The organism is Glaciecola nitratireducens FR1064 (genome assembly GCF_000226565.1).
GTDB classification, from domain to species: domain Bacteria; phylum Pseudomonadota; class Gammaproteobacteria; order Enterobacterales; family Alteromonadaceae; genus Glaciecola; species Glaciecola nitratireducens.
Genome location: NC_016041.1, coordinates 161,446 through 179,274, shown reverse-complemented (window position 1 = coordinate 179,274; position 17,829 = coordinate 161,446). Strand labels below are relative to the sequence as shown.

The window sequence follows — 17,829 nt, the reverse complement described above, 5'->3', positions numbered from 1 at the left end:
TCATGATAAACATTATTGACCCTCACCTACATTTATTTGATTTAGAGCGCGGCCAATACGATTGGTTAAAAGCAGAATCACCACCAACTTGGCCCGATAAAAAAAGCATCAACAACAGTTATAGCGACACTGATTTGCAAAAGTCCGCGTCATTTTCAGTTGGCGGGTATGTGCATATTGAGGCCGGTTTTGACAACGAGCTAGGCCATCGTGAAATTGCAAATGTAGAACAAAGAGCCAGTTTACCTCTGCGCTCCATCGGCTTTATTGATATAACGCTCGAGCCCGCTGAGTTTATAAACGAATTTAATAATCAAGCTCAGTACCGAAGTACTGTTGGCATTCGTCATATTATTGAAACACTTAATTCAACTACCGAAAACGCACTATTACTCGAACAAGACTCCGCAACAAGTGAAGTAAAACGTATAACAAGCCTATTAGAGAACGATAATTCTTATACAAATTTAACCTTCTTACAGAAGCACAATGGCATATTTGAACTGCAATGCGATGTTAACAACCGCGAGTTAGTCGTGCAGATTTTTACCTTCTTCCAGCGCCTTCCTAATTTACAGCTAGTGCTGAATCATGCTGGTTTCGCCCCTTCTGCTTTTGATGCAAATGGGCAAGCTAATGCAGCGTTTGACAATTGGAAACTTAATACCGAGCTGTTAACTCGACTGCCTAATATAGCGGTAAAATGCTCTGGCTTTGAAATGGTTGATCGCGTTTACGGCAAAAGTCAGATTCAAGCAGTGCTAATGCATTGTATTAATGTATTTGGTCTGGACAATGTGATGCTAGCTAGCAACTTCCCCCTTTGCGAGTTTTCCGTTACTTATGAACATTACTGGCAACAGGTTTTTGAAGTGCTTGAGCAGATGGTTAATGACGGATTGATAAAGGCGGAGCATAAAAAAGCGCTGTACTTTGACAACGCTTTTCGTATCTATCAATTTAGCAAACTTCGCTGATCACAGTTCTTCTTTGCTAGTAACAAACAGTCACTTTAGATAAGCGTTTTGTTCACCGCTCTACTTAACCGTTACGTGCGGCGAGCGTTTCACAACTTCATCATTCAACTCAATGCCAATGCCCGGTAAGTCAGGCACCTTAAACTTGCCATTCACCGGCTGGTAATCTTGAATGCAAAGCTCTCTATTCCATGATTTTATTGCGTAGGTGTGGTGTTCATGAATTAAAAAGTTAGGGATCGCCGCCTCTAATTGTAGCGCAGCTGCTGTTGCCACAGGTCCGCCGCAAACGTGTGCTTGAACTCTAATATCGTAAACATCAGCGTAATCGCACACTTTCTTCGCTTCGGTAAAACCGCCGCACAGGCCTACATCCGGCTGCAATACATCGATGCTTTGATCTTCGAAATAAGGGCGAACATCCCAACGATGATACAAACGTTCACCGCCCGCAATCGGGACTTTCACATTCTGAGATACCTTTTTATGCACCGCTGAGTTTAAATAATTTACCGGTTCTTCAAACATCATGCAGCCCACTTCTTCCACTATGGAGCCCATTTGAATCGCCGAAGCGCAGCCCATAAGAGAATGTGCTTCGAAAATAATGTCGACTTCGTCACCCACTTCTTTACGAATGGCACGCATGCGATCACCAAATAGCTTCATCTGTTTCGGCGTAAATAACTTAGTGCGGTCAAAGCTTGAATCGCCGTTTGCATCGTAAACGATAGGATCGACTTTTATCGCGTCATAACCCTCTGCAATGGCTTTTGCTGCTGCTCTAGCGTAATCGTCCGGTGTCAGCATTTTGATGCAGTCTTGACTCCAGTCAAACTGTATTTGGCTTGCGTAAGTGCGCAAGTCGTCATTCGTTTTGCCACCTAACAGCTGATAAACAGGTACATTTAGCGCCTTGCCTTTAATATCCCAAAGCGCAGTATCAATGGCGCTCATTGCAGCATATAGCACTGGCCCGCCGCCTAACCCCCAGAAGCTTTCGCGAAGCATTCGAGACCACAGCAACTCCGTTTTGAAGGGGTCGAAACCAATGAGAACAGCTTCGACAATTTCTTTGATCATCGCAGCCGCGGCGCTGTGACCCCAGTCGTATGCTAATCCCGCTTCGCCAACGCCATGAATACCTTCATCAGTGTGCACGCGCACAAAAATAGGGTTCCAAGGTGGACGCTCAGGGCAGTGAATATCGAAGATTTCTACATGGGTTACTTTCATTTTAGGGCCTCAAAATAAGTTGCTTATTGAATATCACGCTATTACATAAACTATCGCGTGAATTACTTTAATCGTTTTACGAAGAGTTCGACGCTCTCTTGGCTTCATTATTCTTTTTCGCTATTTAATTCCAGCTGCTCATATTTACTGATCAAAGTCAGGATAAGCTCTTTTTGCCCTGCGCATCATAGCAGGCCATGCTTTCTGACCGCCAGTCAGGCCGGTATGTACAATGTTTGCCTGTGCTTTAATGCCGTCAATTATCGATTGATCAACCGTCGTAAGCTGATTATGCGAATTCTGCATTTTCACCTGTACTTCACAAGCCCGAAGCAAGTCATACATATGCATAAAAGCATCGCCGATAGTATTGCCCATCGTTAATGCACCATGATTTCTAAGCAACATAAAGTTGGCATTCCCTAGGTTAGCCTGCAGACGTTTAATTTCATCAGGGTCCACAGCCAAGCCTTCGTAGTTATGATAGCTCATGCTAGCCAACGCAAACGCTGAATATTGACTGTAGGGTTGAAGTCCGTCTTTATAGCTAGCAACAGCGATAGCGTCAGTATGATGCAGATGCAGCGCACATTGGGCCTCAGGTCGAGCGATATGTACCGCACTATGAATAGTAAAGCCCGCAGGATTAATAGAGAATGGTGATTCTTTATCAATTACGTTGCCTTCAATATCAATTTTCACTAAGTTCGACGCAGTGACTTCTTCAAAAGCTAAACCGAATGCATTGATAAGCAGGTCCTCCGTACCGGGGATCCGCGCGGACACATGGGTATGAATTAAATCATCCCAACCGTGCAATACCAAAAGTCTATAGCAAGCTGCTAGTTCAACGCGCGTTTGCCACTCTTGGGCAGATACTTTGTCTTTTAAATCTATTTTGGGAATATCGTACATAGCACTCAATTAACTTGCCGAAAACATATATGGAAATAATAGCATGCAGCTTATGCACAAGATCATTCTTTTTAACTGATTATTATCAGTACGGTTGAGAAATGTAAAAGCGCCCAAGTTTTACAACTTGAGCGCTTTAACATAGTCAACTCACTGCTTTTTTGTCAGTAGCTTACCTTACTTTAACTCTTGAACACCCATATTGAACAACACAAAACCGTACAAATCGGCATACTGTTCAATTGTCTTGCTTATTGGTGTTCCAGCGCCGTGACCTGCATCAGTTTCAATACGGATCAGCGTTGGGTTATTGCCTTCTTGGAATTCCTGCAATACAGCAGCAAATTTAAATGAATGCGCTGGTACTACGCGGTCGTCATGGTCGGCTGTTGTGATCATCGTTGCAGGGTATTCAACGCCAGGCTTCACGTTATGCACTGGTGAATAGCCTTTGATGTACTTGTACATTTCTTCGCTTTGCTCAGACGTACCGTAATCGTAAGCCCAACCGGCACCGGCAGTGAATGTGTGATAACGCAACATGTCCAATACCCCAACGGCTGGTAAAGCAACTTTGGCTAATTCAGGACGTTGGGTCATGACTGCTGCCACCAACAAACCACCATTAGAACCGCCTCGCAGCGCTAGATAATCACTGCTCGTATATTTGTTATCAATTAGATACTCAGCCGCTGCAATAAAGTCATCAAACACGTTTTGCTTTTGCATTTGTGTTCCAGCTTTATGCCAAGCTTTGCCGTATTCACCACCGCCACGAATATTAGGTACAGCGTAAATGCCGCCTAATTCAAGCCAGGCAGCAACGGTTGAACTAAAGCTAGGGGTTAGACTAATGTTAAAGCCTCCGTAGCCATAAAGCATGGTCGGATTTGTACCGTCAAGTTTGGTGTCTTTACGATGAGTTATTATCATTGGCACTTGCGTACCGTCTTTTGATTTATAGAAAACTTGCTTTGAAACGAATTTAGAACCGTCAAACTTTGACGCTGGCTTGTTGAACAGAGTCGACTCACCTGTTGCTATGTCTAATGCGTAAATAGTTGTAGGCGTGGTGTAATTACTGAATGTGTAGTAGCTAGTTTTTGCATCAACCTTAGTATCACTCATCCCTGCAGAACCTATGTCTGGCAGTTCAATTTCGCGAAGTTGCTCGCCGTCTAAGTTGTACTGATAAACTTTTGAAATTGCATCAACCATATACTCGGCAAAAATATAACCGCCCGCACTGCTTGGCGATAATACATTTTCAGTTTCTGGGATCAGGTCTTTCCAATTCTCAACACCCGGTGACTTCGCATCCACCACAACAATTTTGCTGTTTGGTGCATTATGATTAGTCATGAGGTACAAGTTATCGCCTTTGCTGGTCAGCATTGAAACATCATTGTCGATTGTTTCAATAACGGTCTGCCATGCTGCGTTAGGCTTTGAAAGGTCTTTCAAAAACGCACGATTTCCTGATGTCGAATTTGCTGCCGATACCAATAGGAAACGGTCGTCTTCACTCACTTGCGCACCAATGTAACGGTGTTTCTCAGCGTCAGTATGACCAAATACTTTTACATCGTCTGCTTGAGCAGTCCCAATCTTATGATAGTAGAGTTTATGCTGGTCAGTTTTCTGGCTAAGCTCAGACCCCTCTGGCTTGTCATAGCTTGAATAATAAATGCCTTCGTTTTTATACCAAGACAAACCGCTAAATTTAACGTTTTCTAGCTTGTCGTTAAGCAACTCTTTCGTCTCTGTATTCATCACATAAACTTGTCGCCAATCACTGCCGCCAGTTGACGTTTGATATGCTGCCATGCGGCCGTCAGCAGAGAATGATAGACCCGCTAGTGATACAGTGCCGTCGTCGCTAAATTTATTTGGGTCTATAAAAACCTCTGGTTCGCCACCATCTTTTGAACGGTAAACAAGACTTTGATTTTGCAAACCATCATTTTTATAAAAATAGGTGTAATCACCTTCTGTGAAAGGCGCTGATACGCGTTCATAATCGAGTAAATCACGCACTACTTTAGCGATTTCTTCACGGTACGGGATATTCTTTAAGTAATTCTGTGTGGTTTTATTTTGAGTCGTTACCCAGGCTTCCGTTTCTGCGCTACGATCATCTTCCAACCAGCGATATGGGTCAGCCACCTGCTCACCAAAATAAGTATCAACCACGTCGCCTTTCGACGTAATTGGGTAGTCAACAGTAATGACGTTATTCGGTTTTTGTGGTGCTTCAGACACTGCAGCTTCCTCTGATTTTGGCTGGCAAGCCATTAGTGTGCCGGCAACTGTCATTGCTAACATTGCTTTACTTGTGATTTTCATGTGTTTCCTTTTTTGTTTTTTTAACGATTACGCACCAACAGCTAAAACTGTTCAGCCTTCCTGTGCAATTTGAGTCAGTGCCTTTTGAAAAACTTCCGCCGGTTGCCCGCCACTTATTAGGTGCTTATTGTTTACAATGACAGCCGGTACCGACTGCACACCAGCGCTTTGGTAATGTTGCTGCAGCTGGCGAACATCAGTGACAAACAGATCCGATTCCAGTATTTTTTTGGCTTCTGCTTCATCCAAACCAACGCTTTTGGCCGTTTCCAAAAGCTGTTCATGGTCACTAGGATCTCCACTATTCTTAAAGTACAAATCAAATAAAGCTAGCTTCAATTCTGTTTGTTTGCCTTGGGTTTTAGCCCAATGTAACAAACGGTGAGCGTCGAATGTATTGTAAATACGACCACCGCCTCGATTTCCGAATTCGTAACCAACGCTGAGACCGCGTTGCTTTATCACATCTCTGTTTTGTTCAGCTTGCTGTTCAGAAATTTGATATTTTTGAGTGATATGTTCGGTAATATCCTGACCTTCTGGCGGCATTTGTGGATTCAGTTCAAAAGGCTGCCATTCGATGCTTGCAGTAATGTCGGGCGCCACTTTTTGCAACGCTTCCTGCAGTGCTTTAAAACCAATAATGCACCAAGGGCAAGACACGTCAGACACAATATCTATTTTTAATTCAGTCGCCATGCTCATTTATCCTGTTCAATTGTAAATCTAGGTCGGTAATAACACACATCAATATTGCCCGTACCTTTGTAATGAAAAAACTCGCTGTCTAAGGTTCTGGCACTTTGTAAACGCGCTTGAAACGTGTCGCTAGTGACTAAGTTGCGTGTAAAGTTAATTTGTTGACTCTTATCTACGCTAGTGCCCAGCTTTGCGCTCACTATCTTGCTTCGTTGGCTCATATCGCTAATAACCCCACCGGCTATGTTAGGGTTGCCACGCTTCATAGCTTGCACGTTTTCCATGCCGTAGATGACATGACCAAACACTGACATATTTCGATCCAAGTGACGCGGTGCTTGACCGATGACAATATAAAAGTCGGTAGAACCTGAATCAGCCTCATTGTTTCTTGCCATCGCAACAGCGCCAGGACAATGCAACAACCACTCTTGTTTGTCAGCCAAACTGCGACCCGACGGGAAGCCCTGCATAAAGCCGGTTTCTTGCGCTAAAAAATCGGGCGACTGCACGGTAACAAAGTTAGAGGAAGAAGTTAATGGCCGCGTGAATTCCGCAGCTAAGCTTGCCCTGTATTTCGACGGCTTCTTCTCAGTAACATCGCCGCCTTGGGCAACAAAACCATCAATGACGCGATAGAAGTCTAGGCCGTTGTAGAAACCTTCATCCACCAATGCTTTGAATTGTGCAACGTGATTCGGCGCAATAAACGGAGCTAGTTCAATAACAACTAAGCCTTGATCGCTTTGAAGATAGACTAAGTTTTCCTGCTGAGGCTGATACGTTGTCGGTGTTAACTCTTGGAAGTCTGTTGCATCTTGAGCATGAACATAACCTGCGCCTGTAAATGATGCGACAATAAGCGATAAGCTAATAAATAGTGCGCCAAAATGACTCGCGTTAATCGCCTTCTTTTGCATGTTTAAAATTCGCATGTTCTTTCCTTTTAGCTCGCTGTTATTATTTTTATTTGCGCCTCCAGCAAACAAGCTTAGTTCGCCAAACCGACATTTTGTTGGGTTAATTAACTATGTAAACGTGCTGTGCATGTTTAAAAGTGCCGTTCATCGAAAAACCTTTAACTTATCTAACGATATCCAAAAAACTTTTAAACTTGGGGTCGCTGCAGTCTTTCATAAGTTCAAATAAACACATCTCTGCCGTGGTGATGCCAACATCGTGTTTTTGCAGCTTGCTAATAGCGACCTGTTTGTTTGAGTCTTCCCGTGATCCGATGCAATCAACAACTAATTCAATCGACTTACCCATCCCCTTCAGCCCCATAGCCGTTTGATAAACACAAACGTGAGCTTCAATACCACATATCAACCAATACTGCACATCAGCTTTGTTTACTTGGTCAACAAAATGAGGATCCGCACAACCATTAAAAGCGTATTTTTTGATACATGGATAATCTGTTAGCAAAGGTTGAATTTCTTCTGCGGTTTTACCTAGTTTTTCGGGGTTTTGTTCGAGAACTATGACTGGCAACTCAAGCAAGCTAGAGCCTTTGATCAACTTGGCTACATTACGAAACATTACTTCACTGTTGTGCACCAGATGCGACAGTTTACCCTGAATATCAACGACAATAAGACCTGTGTTATTTCTTTCTAACATAACCTTTCCAAGCGATGAAGCGTGTGCATAGCTTAATGTATTGACGTTTTTTTGTCACATCAGAGTTTTTAGGCTCGATAAAGCAAACAAGCGCAGCAAGGCAGTCGCCATAAACGATGTTGTCCCTATCACGCTTCTTGCTCCGTTTTGCGTCGTACTTTTTATAGTAATTGTATACACTATGCGAAACATTAATGTTTGCAAGCAAGCGCAAATCATTTACAGCACGAGATAAGGACATCACATGAAGCTGGCAGTCAGTCAAGTTAGCAAGGCATACGCTAATGTAACCGCAATCAATACACTTTCATTTTCAGTATCCCAAGGGGAGATTTTTGCTTTACTGGGCCCAAATGGTGCAGGTAAATCGTCAATCATCCGAATGATTACGGGGTTTACTAAACCAGATTCCGGAAAAATATCTCTCACTATCGACGGTGAAACTTTTGATGCTATTCCCGCGCACACTTTGGGTTATTTACCTGAAGACCGAGGTTTATATCCAGAGAGAACTCTCCTTAAAAATATCATGTACTTCGCTCAACTCAACGGCATGAGCAAAGCAGATGCAGCAGTCGAAGCGGATCACTGGCTAGATAAGTTCGATTTGTTAGCTCGTAAAAATGACCAGTTAAAGTCGCTTTCTAAAGGTAATCAGCAAAAAGTCCAGTTGATTACCGCGGTTATCCACAATCCAAAGTGGGTCATTCTCGATGAACCATTTTCTGGACTTGATCCAGTCAATCAAGAAAAAGTGGTCACGTTTTTGTCAGAACTGACCGCTCGCGGTATGACGGTTATTTTAAGTGCCCATCAAATGGCGATGGTCGAAAAATTAGCACATCGCATCCTTTTAATGAACCGCGGAGAAGCCGTATTTTATGGCAAGCTCACCGATTTTCAACAACACGCGAAAACACAATCTTCGTTGAAGGTAACGTTTACAGAGTCGGTTTTACATCAAGTGGAAGATGCGGATTATGATTGGATCAATAGTAAAACGCTTAAAGTTACGATGACCGCCAATACAACGCTTAGCCGTCTTTTACAATCGTTACCTAGTATTGGTGAAGTCGCTAACGTGCATAGTGAATCTTTAGATTTGCATCAACTCTACCTAAATGCCATTACAAACCACGGAGTAGCTTTAGATGAAAAGTAATAAGTCGCGACAGCTTTGGTTAGTTACTTCTTGGGAATTCATACAATTTTTTAAATGGAAGCAAGAACTTGTCTCTAAACTGATCATGCTAGCTATCGGAGCGATGGTATTGGTATGGCAGTATGTACAGGACGATAGTGAACCTAGTTATAGAATTGCTGTTACCCAAAATAACGGGAAAGAATTAGCCGATGGCGACGCAGTACCCACTGATTTACCCGCCAAAATAGCGCAATTTGAATTCGTTCAAAGTTCAGTTTCAGCCAGCTCTCTGGCCACTACCTTAAGCGAGGAGTCAGCCTATGACGCAGTATTGCTTTACTCACTTGACAGTAATGGTCAGCGAAAACTAACAGTATACAGCCAAGAAAAACAAGCATGGCTAGCACAGTTGCAGCAAGCGTTGCTGCAGCACTACTCTATTGTGTATGCCGAACAGTTAGGACTACAAGCTGAACAGCTTAGCTTATTAACGACACCGGCAGTATTTGTCGTAAACTTTATGGACGATAGTATCAGAGAAGATGACGGTGTGAGTTCAGCAACGGCAATTGGCATGATTGTGTTGTTAGCGATAGGTGTTTTTACGTCTTTTGGACAGTTGTTTGCGGGTGTGACAGGCGAGAAACAACAGAGAGTAACCGAACAACTGTATTCTTGTATTAGCGCGCAAACTTGGGTTGATGGCAAAATATGCGGACAAATATTACATGGAATGAAAGCGATGGTATCAAGTGCTATTACTGGTTTGTTAATATTTGCATTTGTGACCGTTATTGTTAAAGGCCAAGCACTCGACTTTTCCTTTCTTAATTGGGCGTTAGTGCCTTGGTTATTGCTCTTTGCTTTAGCTGGCTTGTACTTATGTACTGCGTTTATGGCCGCAATTGCGGCGGCTATCGACGACCCAAACCACAGTGCTAAAACCAGTATGATGTTATTACCGTTGGTTCCTATAATTTTGACATTCCTCAGTATGGACAATCCTTCAGGCTGGGCATTAACATTTTTAAGCTATTTTCCTTTGACTGCTTTTGCTGCGATGCCGGTGAAGATGTCGTTAATAGATGTACCATTTTGGCAACCATTGATTTCATTCGGTTTGATGGTTGTACTTTGTTTATGGGTGCGTGGTGCAGCTGGCCGGCTATTCAAAATGGGTATGGTCATGTACGGCAAAGAGCCTACTTTAAAAGATATGCTTAGGTGGGTTATTAAATCTGAAAATTAGAACTCTCAGCCACCAGCAGATAGCACTGCAGAAAATCAAGTTGAAGTACTTAAATTATATTGAAAGCGAGTAGTAAGTATCATCCATATCAAAATGTTTACACTTCCAATATATAATAATTATTACTCAGGGCCAAACACGCTTTACAAGTGCTTAGTGTGTGCTAAATTTACAGTGTTATCAGCAGATATTCTAAGGAGGTGATCATATGTCGAGTGTTTTGAAAATACGTAAATCAGCTATGAGTGAGGGACGAGTTTACTAACCCTACTTTCGTTACCACTCTGGCTGGCTGATTTGCTAGCCGAAGCACGGAAAGCCGCAGTATATGCGGCTTTTTTTTGCTTGTAGAACGTAGTCGAAGCATCTATAAATGCTTGACAATAGCACCTTTGTCACGGACAGCAACCTCGCCTAGTGTTAACATAAACCAATCAGGCCTATATGAGTATTTCAATGACAACTTATTTCGCAAAGCGATTATTCGACGGTAAGCGATTTCACGATAATGTGTATTTAGAAGTAAATGGTGATGTCATTGGCAGGATAACGCAAGCCAGTGAAAACACTGCTGCTGATGTGATCCTTAATGGGCTTGTGTGTGCTGGCTTTATAGATACACAAGTTAACGGTGGTGGAGGCGTTTTATTCAATTATGCACCGTCACTGGCAACCTTATTGACTATGATGCGAGGGCATTCAAGATACGGTACCACGGCTATGCTTCCGACTATCATTACTGATAGCAGTGAGGTGATGAAAGCAGCAGCAAACGCGGTTGCTGAGGCTCTTATTGCTGAGGCTCTCCCCACCGGCACGTCAGGCATTTTAGGTATTCATTATGAAGGACCACATTTAAGTAATGAAAAGAGGGGAATTCATCCAAGTAGTCATGTCAGATCAATCAGTGATGCTGATTTAGCGACTTTTACACGCCAGGACACCGGCAAGGTAATGGTAACTCTCGCACCCGAAAATGTATCGCCGGATATTATCACCGATCTGGTTAATCAAGGCGTAGTTGTGTCCCTAGGTCACAGTGCGGCAACCGTTGAACAAGCGCTTGCAGCTATTGATGCAGGCGCAACTTGCACTACACATTTATTCAACGCAATGTCAGGTTTAACCGCAAGAGAACCAGGGCTCATCAATATTGCCTTAAGTGATCAACGCTTAACGTCGGGCTTAATTGTCGACCTGCATCACGTTCATCCGCAAAACTGTGCTCTTGCCTATCAATGCATTGGTGCTGAACGCTTGATGTTGGTTACAGATGCTATGGCCCACGTGGGCTCAGATTTACAAACCTTGCCATGGCTCGATTCAACAATTACGAGAAAGGATGGCAAATTAACCCTAGACAATGGCAGCCTTGCTGGTTCGTGCTTAGACATGAGCAGTGCCGTTCGAAATATGTATTCGCTACTCAGACAACAAGCTAGAAATCATGATGCAAATACTCTACTAGCAAATGTGCTTAATATGGCAAGCCGAGTTCCGGCGAATTTGTTGGGTATTGTGGATAGAGGAAGCCTTCAGGTTGGCAGTAAAGCTGACTTTGTGTTGCTTAGCGATGATTTGCATGTAGAAGGGACTTGGGCTTGCGGTGTAAAGGTGGACGAAAATAATAGCGAGAGCACGCTATACCAATAAATCATCAAGTGCCGCTTCAATCCATTCTTTACTCGCGACGCCGTCATATCTTGCATCACCAATAATGATGGTCGGAACCACCGAAACTTTATCCTCTAGATTTGCCCGACGCAGCGCTTGTTGGTGCGCTTGGGAAAATTCATTAGTATCGAGCGCTCGCTTTAATGCTTGTCGCTCTAGGCCGATATCATCGGCAATAGTTAACAACACATCGATATCACCTATATCCTGATTTTTTTGGAAAAATGCGGACAATGTCGCCATAGAAAACTCATCACCTAAGCCTTCTTGCTCGGCAAACGCAAAAGCCTCGAACGCTTTATCAGTTCTTGGTTGCGGAGAAATAGTGGGTAATTTTATATCAATACCTAGCTTTTCAGCCATGGGGTAGACAGCACGTTGCCAAATAGCGGGTAAATACTCGTCTTCCACTCTTAGAGTAGGAACCGGGAATGGTCTTAATTCAAATGGACGCCACGTGATTTTTACCGGTTTCCCCGCCACAGCTTCGCGCAGTAGCTTTTCTGCTAGTAGGCAAAAGGGACAGACATAATCGGTATAAACTATGATTTCACGCTTCACTTCTTTACTAGGCTGCATAATTGAGATCACCGTTTGGTTTGTTGAGGGACAGTAAAAGAACACGAGTAAACGACAAGTAAAGAGCTTTCATTTATTTAAAAACGTATTGTGGCATATTAAAAAATTCATACTCAGCATTTTCAGGTACTGAGTATGAATCTGTTTTCAAACTGTGCGCCATGTTCAGTGGCTCGCAGTTTACTTATCGCCTAACCACTCTACTCTAAACAAATCCCGACGTTTATCGAGGTAGTTACGTACTGAACCTTCATTCTGAAGCTTGGTTAGCTTATCGAAATCAAGGTCAACAATAAGCGTCATTTCAGTGTTTGGCGTAGTTTCAGAAACGATAGCATCATGTGGGAACGCAAAATCAGATGGTGAAAATACCGCTGTTTGAGCATACTGAATATCAACGTTGTCCACTTGTGGTAAGTTACCGACGCTACCAGCAATCGCCACATAACATTCATTTTCAATCGCTCTTGCCTGAGCACAGCGACGCACTCGTAAATAGCCGTTTTTAGTGTCAGTCCAGAACGGCACGAACAATACCTGAATATCTTGTTCTGACAGCAAGCGAGCCAATTCAGGAAATTCAACGTCGTAGCAAATCAGGATACCGATTTTACCGAAATCAGTATCAAATGACTGCAGTTTGTTACCACCTTTCATGATCCATTCTTTCTTCTCATGCGGCGTTAACTGAAGTTTGTACTGGCTTTCAATTTTACCGTCGCGGTGACACAAATACGCCACGTTGAACAGCTCATCACCTTCAATAACCGGCATTGAACCTGCGATAATGTTGATATTATAAGATACCGACAATCGAGAAATGGCGGTTAGAATTTCTTCTGTATATTCAGCCAAATGCCAAATAGCATCGATTGAACTTTCACCATCGCTCAAGCCCATTAAGGGCGCATTGAAGAACTCAGGAAATAAGGCAACATCACATTTGTAGTCAGATAATGCATCGACAAAATACTCCACTTGCTGCAGCAGTCCTTCGACATCCTCAAAATAACGCATTTGCCATTGCACACATCCAACTCTAGCTGATGAACGTTTGCCGCCTATCAAGTTTGGCTTTTCGGCATCAAAGTACATGTTGTGCCACTGCAATAAAGTTGCGTAGCCTAGTGAGTCTTTGTCTTCTGGCAAATAAGCCTTCATGACCTGTTTTACATCAAAGCCGTTAGACAATTGAAAGGTCAAAATAGGATCGAAAATGTCTTTCGATTTTACTTGTTCGATATATTCATAGGGCGTGAACTCTTTTGCATATTGGATGTAGTTCGGAATACGACCACCGGCCATAATTGAACGTAAATTCAAGTTGCGCACTAATTCTTTGCGAGCTTCATATAAACGTCGGCCTAAACGCAAGCCTCTATATTCAGGTGATACAAAAACATCAACGCCATACAGCACGTCACCGTTTGGATCGTGCGTAGTTATGTAAGCATCGCCGGTGATTTCTTCGTATGTATGCTTGTCACCAAACTGTTCGTAATCAACAATGACCGACAGCGCGACGGCAATGACTTTGCCTTTGTCTTCAATACAAATTTGGCCGTCTGGAAAGGTCGAAATTTGAGCTTTGAATTGCTTAAAAGGAAGCGCACCGCCTACTCGCTGATATATAGCCTCCTGCAACTCTCTTATATCGTCGTAATCGTCCAACGTGAGGTGTCTAAGCTCTAATAAGTGCTCACCTTCTTCGTTCGAATTTACAGAATCTTTGATTGGCATGTAATCCTCAAAAAATATTGATGTCAGTAATGACTGCGCTAGTTTATCAGGTATTGATAGCTTTAATAGTCGAAGTTTAGAACAACTAAATCTATGTTAAATTAAAGCTCTCTCAACTCGCAACAAAAGACTACTGTGATTCTCGCACACCAAATACATCTTCAATTTCTTCCAAAGATCGCCCTTTTGTTTCTGGAAGCATTTTGTAAATCAATACAAAACCAATAATTGCCAGAAGGCCATAGATCAAGAAAGTGATCGCCGTGCCAAAATTAGCTAGCTCCCAAGGGAATAGCAACTGCACGCTGAAACTCACAGCGCTATTCACCGCGCCAATACACGCGATACCAATGCCGCGCAGGCGGTTAGGCAGTATTTCAGCCAGCAACACCCACATAACCGGTCCGAGGGATACCGCAAATGAGGCAACAAAGCCCAGTATTCCAATGAGCACAATCAGCGAATTCATAGTTACCGCTGCCTCAATCAAGCTCGATTGATGTTCACGCGCATCATCTTCACCAAGCAATTCTATAGTTGCGTTCTTAAAGCTAACGTCATTCGAGAACGTTTGACCTAAAATGGGCATCAACTTACTTCTGTGCTCTTGGCTTTCAATTGACTGAATAGAGGTTTCAGTAAGCTGATAACTTGCGTTGTGGAAGCCATAAGACGCGATAGACATGCTAATAAACACACCCGCAAGACCAATTAACATCAACGGCTTTCGGCCTAATTTATCGATTAACAGCATCGCCACAATGGTAAATACAACGTTGATCACGCCAACCCAAATAGCTTGTGAAAATGCTGCGTTTTGTCCAACGCCACTTTGCTCAAAAATACTTGGCGCATAGAAGTAAATAGCGTTTACACCTGTGGCTTGTTGGCACACAGCTACGACTAAACCTACTAACAAAACGAAACGCATTTTTTTAGAAAATAAGCTTTTAAGTAAGTTGAGTACGGAATCAGTTGCGCCTCGTGAGGCCTGTTTACGATCTGCTTTGATTTCAGCAATAAAACTGTCTGCTTGTTCGCTCGACATGGACGAGTCGCCTGGATTGTTGCCATTTAATAGCAATAAAACATTTTTAGCTTGGGCTTCGCGATTATTTAGCGCAAGCCATCTTGGACTTTCAGGAATGGTAAATAACAATGCAAAGAAAATAAACGCAGGCACAACTTCTAAACCAAGCATCCAGCGCCATACGTTGTCTTCAATGCCTAAGGCGCTAACCCAAGCTGCAGGGCTACCCGATAGTTGTAATAAATAATAGTTTGCAAAATAAGCGAACGATAAGCCAATAACAATGTTGAGCTGGTTAATCGAAATCATCTTCCCGCGTATTTTTGAAGGTGCGATTTCAGCAATATAGATTGGGGCCACAACCAAAGAGGCAAAGGCAATTCCACCAATAATTCGTGCCGTAACTAACATGGTATAGCTAACCGACAGTGCAGAAAAAATAGCGGACACTAGATATAGGAACGCGATAACAATAATCACTTTTTTGCGGCCAAACATATCGGCAAAGAAGCCCGCGAACAAAGTGCCGAATAGTGCTCCTAATGTTGGAGAGCTGACCACAAAGCCTTGCTGCCAATCGCTCAATTTAAATTCATTCGTTACAAAACCAACGACACCCGAAATAACCGAGGCATCAAAACCAAAAACGAAACCACCTAAGGCAACGACAATGGCGAAATAAACACTTTTTGACATGAACTGGCTCTCTTAGCTCTTATTTTAATGACAACTTAATGCGTCCCATTGAACGCCTTCCTGCAGCAATACACAATACACCTATTAAAAATAAAATATGCATCGACCCGCCGCTTGACTCAGATTCTGTCGGCGGTTCTACCACAGGTTCTTGAGGTTCCGGCGCTGGTGCAGGAGGTGCGGGTGCCGGCTCTGGTTCGGTTGTATCCACAACACAGCCTGTGCTATCGACCTCTGCTCCTGCAGCTGTTTCAGGGCACTGATCATCAGCGTCAAGAACACCGTCTCCATCGCTATCGACTGCAGCTTCTGTGGTATTTCCAAAAAATATATTATCAAAAAAAACTGTGCCATTACCTTCGATTTTTAATTGAAATACATTCGTTAAATCAACGACACTCGAATAGGTGCTCAGGGGTATAACCAGCGTTTGCCAAAACTGCTGCTCAACATCAACTTCAAAAAATGTTTCACGCGGACCAGGGCTAATAACAAAGACTTTCAGAGAAGTAGAATCTTGGGTCCAATAATCGAGGTAGAAATTATCGAACAAGGAAACATCCTGTTTGTTGTTATCAAAATCAGTACCTTGATAATTCAATGCCGTATATTTCAATACATTGTTATCTCGAATTTGCTCTTGAGTCACTGTCGTTGCTTGGCCCCAGTTTGGATTGAAATCAACGCCATCGATATTTTGGTAGCTGTCGCTGAATAAGGAAATAACTTCATTTTGCGCGTTGATTGGCAGTGGTGATGCCTCTTGTGGCTCAGTAACGAACTGACAGCCGCTTGCATCCACTTGTGCATTGGGCGGCGTATTTGGGCATTGGTCTCTGTTATTACTAACACCGTCGTTGTCGTCGTCTAGTGCCTCTGGTGTACTTTCATTGCATTGTTGCCATTCGTTGGCATCCGTTGCAACACAGTGCGCAACATAGTCAACTTCCATGGTGGCAGTATCCAACTGTGGATCGACTGTTCCGCCCAAAGACCCTCCAATCGCGACGTTTAATAACGCAAACATAGGTTCTTCATATTGAGAGCAGTTTGACAAATTCTGCTGAGCAACGAAGTTGTCATCCATGAAAAATTTAATCTCGTCTGCGGTCCATTCAATGCCGTATGTATGGAAACCCAAGACATCGCTGGCGCCGCCACTATATGGAACTCTGACTTCACGACCACAGTTACCTGTGTTGAAAAAATTGGTAATGTAGCGGTCGCCCGAGTTGGCATACCATTCCCAAACATCAATTTCCCCCGCTCCAGGATTTGGCCAGTTCACATTATCGTTGTCGCCCTTAAACGGGTCTTCAGCTATTCGGTTTTCAAGCATCCAGAATGCAGGCCAAGTACCTCCTTTTAGCTCAGAAAATCGGATGCGAGCTTCGAGTCGCCCATATAAAAACTCCGCTTTATCCTTACTATTAATTCGACCTGAGGTCCAATTACGGCTTCTATCGTTTTGACCGGGACAGTTAATATTTTGTCTGCGAGCGGTGATTTTCAATGTACCATCGGACACTTCAAAGTTACGATTTTCGCCTGTTTCATTATCGGTATAACACTGGATTTCATTGTTATAATTGGCTTGAATTTGCGCAGTCCAATTGTTCCAATTCATGCTTTCACCGTCGAAACGATCAATCCACGAAACTTCCCAACCGGCTTGGCTTTGTGCAAATGGGAAAAAGCAAAAAGCAGCCAAAACAGCTGCCTTTTTCATGTGCTTTTTTGCTATTTGATTAACAATGTTCGTATTTTGCATGTTCAACGTTTCCGATAGTTATATTATCTTCAGCTCTATCGTGCATGTTACTAAACTTAACAAAATATTCACAAGCTACATGGGTTGAAGTGGACTTTTAGTACGGTGAGTGCAGTCGATTGTAATGCTTTGATTTACAGCTGCTATAAA

At 43.0% G+C, this 17,829-nt stretch carries 14 protein-coding genes; 4 read left to right on the top strand and 10 right to left on the bottom strand.

Annotation, left to right across the window (positions count from 1 at the left end; genetic code table 11):
- Positions 1–2 precede the first annotated feature (2 nt).
- Positions 3–977, top strand: coding sequence for an amidohydrolase family protein (locus GNIT_RS00740; protein WP_014107186.1), 975 nt, complete (start codon positions 3–5; stop codon positions 975–977).
- Positions 978–1,037: 60 nt separating this feature from the next.
- Here the strand turns inward: GNIT_RS00740 and GNIT_RS00735 are convergent, their stop codons facing one another.
- From GNIT_RS00735 to GNIT_RS00710, 6 genes are all read right to left on the bottom strand, one after another.
- Positions 1,038–2,213: a mandelate racemase/muconate lactonizing enzyme family protein gene (locus tag GNIT_RS00735; protein WP_014107185.1), complete on the bottom strand. Its 1,176-nt coding sequence runs from the start codon at positions 2,211–2,213 to the stop codon at positions 1,038–1,040.
- A 144-nt stretch (positions 2,214–2,357) separates the two neighbouring features.
- On the bottom strand, positions 2,358–3,128 hold the full coding sequence (locus GNIT_RS00730; protein ID WP_014107184.1) for a class II aldolase/adducin family protein: 771 nt from the start codon (positions 3,126–3,128) through the stop codon (positions 2,358–2,360).
- 177 nt (positions 3,129–3,305) lie between these two features.
- Positions 3,306–5,474 (bottom strand): prolyl oligopeptidase family serine peptidase, encoded by a 2,169-nt coding sequence (locus GNIT_RS00725; protein WP_014107183.1) that lies wholly within the window; start codon positions 5,472–5,474, stop codon positions 3,306–3,308.
- A gap of 51 nt (positions 5,475–5,525) precedes the next feature.
- Entirely contained in the window at positions 5,526–6,173 is a 648-nt protein-coding gene (locus tag GNIT_RS00720; RefSeq protein WP_014107182.1) for a DsbA family oxidoreductase, read from the bottom strand.
- Between the two features lie 2 nt (positions 6,174–6,175).
- Entirely contained in the window at positions 6,176–7,108 is a 933-nt protein-coding gene (locus GNIT_RS00715) for a peptidylprolyl isomerase (protein WP_014107181.1), read from the bottom strand.
- Positions 7,109–7,256: 148 nt separating this feature from the next.
- Entirely contained in the window at positions 7,257–7,796 is a 540-nt protein-coding gene (locus GNIT_RS00710) for an isochorismatase family protein (protein WP_014107180.1), read from the bottom strand.
- A 244-nt stretch (positions 7,797–8,040) separates the two neighbouring features.
- On the opposite strand from GNIT_RS00710, the gene GNIT_RS00700 reads away from it, so the two are divergent.
- The 3 genes from GNIT_RS00700 to nagA all read left to right on the top strand — a co-directional run bounded on the left by GNIT_RS00700 (position 8,041) and on the right by nagA (position 11,842).
- Positions 8,041–8,958 carry an ABC transporter ATP-binding protein gene (locus GNIT_RS00700; RefSeq protein ID WP_014107179.1) on the top strand — a complete coding sequence of 306 codons (918 nt, stop codon included), beginning with the start codon at positions 8,041–8,043 and terminating at the stop codon, positions 8,956–8,958.
- Complete coding sequence (locus tag GNIT_RS00695; protein ID WP_014107178.1) at positions 8,948–10,189, top strand: ABC transporter permease; 1,242 nt, start codon at positions 8,948–8,950, stop codon at positions 10,187–10,189. The genes GNIT_RS00700 and GNIT_RS00695 overlap by 11 nt, the downstream gene beginning before the upstream one ends.
- Before the next feature lie 456 nt (positions 10,190–10,645).
- Positions 10,646–11,842, top strand: a complete 1,197-nt coding sequence (gene nagA / locus GNIT_RS00690) for an N-acetylglucosamine-6-phosphate deacetylase (protein WP_041246243.1) — start codon at positions 10,646–10,648, stop codon at positions 11,840–11,842.
- Here the strand turns inward: nagA and GNIT_RS00685 are convergent.
- The 4 genes from GNIT_RS00685 to GNIT_RS00670 all read right to left on the bottom strand — a co-directional run bounded on the left by GNIT_RS00685 (position 11,831) and on the right by GNIT_RS00670 (position 17,679).
- Positions 11,831–12,442, bottom strand: coding sequence for a DsbA family oxidoreductase (locus tag GNIT_RS00685; protein ID WP_014107176.1), 612 nt, complete (start codon positions 12,440–12,442; stop codon positions 11,831–11,833). The genes nagA and GNIT_RS00685 overlap by 12 nt on opposite strands.
- 180 nt (positions 12,443–12,622) lie before the next feature.
- A complete protein-coding gene (locus tag GNIT_RS00680) occupies positions 12,623–14,182 on the bottom strand; it encodes a bifunctional GNAT family N-acetyltransferase/carbon-nitrogen hydrolase family protein (RefSeq protein ID WP_014107175.1) in 1,560 nt (519 codons plus the stop codon).
- 130 nt (positions 14,183–14,312) lie between these two features.
- Positions 14,313–15,908 (bottom strand): sugar porter family MFS transporter, encoded by a 1,596-nt coding sequence (locus tag GNIT_RS00675; RefSeq protein ID WP_014107174.1) that lies wholly within the window; start codon positions 15,906–15,908, stop codon positions 14,313–14,315.
- Between the two features lie 19 nt (positions 15,909–15,927).
- On the bottom strand, positions 15,928–17,679 hold the full coding sequence (locus GNIT_RS00670; protein ID WP_014107173.1) for a glycoside hydrolase family 16 protein: 1,752 nt from the start codon (positions 17,677–17,679) through the stop codon (positions 15,928–15,930).
- Between the last annotated feature and the right edge of the window lie 150 nt (positions 17,680–17,829).

Excerpts from the sequence above, each read along its gene's own strand:
- GNIT_RS00740 (WP_014107186.1), top strand. The coding sequence starts at position 3 with ATGATAAACATTATTGACCCTCACCTACATTTATTTGATTTAGAGCGC.
- GNIT_RS00735 (WP_014107185.1), bottom strand. The coding sequence starts at position 2,213 with ATGAAAGTAACCCATGTAGAAATCTTCGATATTCACTGCCCTGAGCGT.
- GNIT_RS00730 (WP_014107184.1), bottom strand. The coding sequence starts at position 3,128 with ATGTACGATATTCCCAAAATAGATTTAAAAGACAAAGTATCTGCCCAA.
- GNIT_RS00725 (WP_014107183.1), bottom strand. The coding sequence starts at position 5,474 with ATGAAAATCACAAGTAAAGCAATGTTAGCAATGACAGTTGCCGGCACA.
- GNIT_RS00720 (WP_014107182.1), bottom strand. The coding sequence starts at position 6,173 with ATGGCGACTGAATTAAAAATAGATATTGTGTCTGACGTGTCTTGCCCT.
- GNIT_RS00715 (WP_014107181.1), bottom strand. The coding sequence starts at position 7,108 with ATGCGAATTTTAAACATGCAAAAGAAGGCGATTAACGCGAGTCATTTT.
- GNIT_RS00710 (WP_014107180.1), bottom strand. The coding sequence starts at position 7,796 with ATGTTAGAAAGAAATAACACAGGTCTTATTGTCGTTGATATTCAGGGT.
- GNIT_RS00700 (WP_014107179.1), top strand. The coding sequence starts at position 8,041 with ATGAAGCTGGCAGTCAGTCAAGTTAGCAAGGCATACGCTAATGTAACC.
- GNIT_RS00695 (WP_014107178.1), top strand. The coding sequence starts at position 8,948 with ATGAAAAGTAATAAGTCGCGACAGCTTTGGTTAGTTACTTCTTGGGAA.
- nagA (WP_041246243.1), top strand. The coding sequence starts at position 10,646 with ATGACAACTTATTTCGCAAAGCGATTATTCGACGGTAAGCGATTTCAC.
- GNIT_RS00685 (WP_014107176.1), bottom strand. The coding sequence starts at position 12,442 with ATGCAGCCTAGTAAAGAAGTGAAGCGTGAAATCATAGTTTATACCGAT.
- GNIT_RS00680 (WP_014107175.1), bottom strand. The coding sequence starts at position 14,182 with ATGCCAATCAAAGATTCTGTAAATTCGAACGAAGAAGGTGAGCACTTA.
- GNIT_RS00675 (WP_014107174.1), bottom strand. The coding sequence starts at position 15,908 with ATGTCAAAAAGTGTTTATTTCGCCATTGTCGTTGCCTTAGGTGGTTTC.
- GNIT_RS00670 (WP_014107173.1), bottom strand. The coding sequence starts at position 17,679 with ATGCAAAATACGAACATTGTTAATCAAATAGCAAAAAAGCACATGAAA.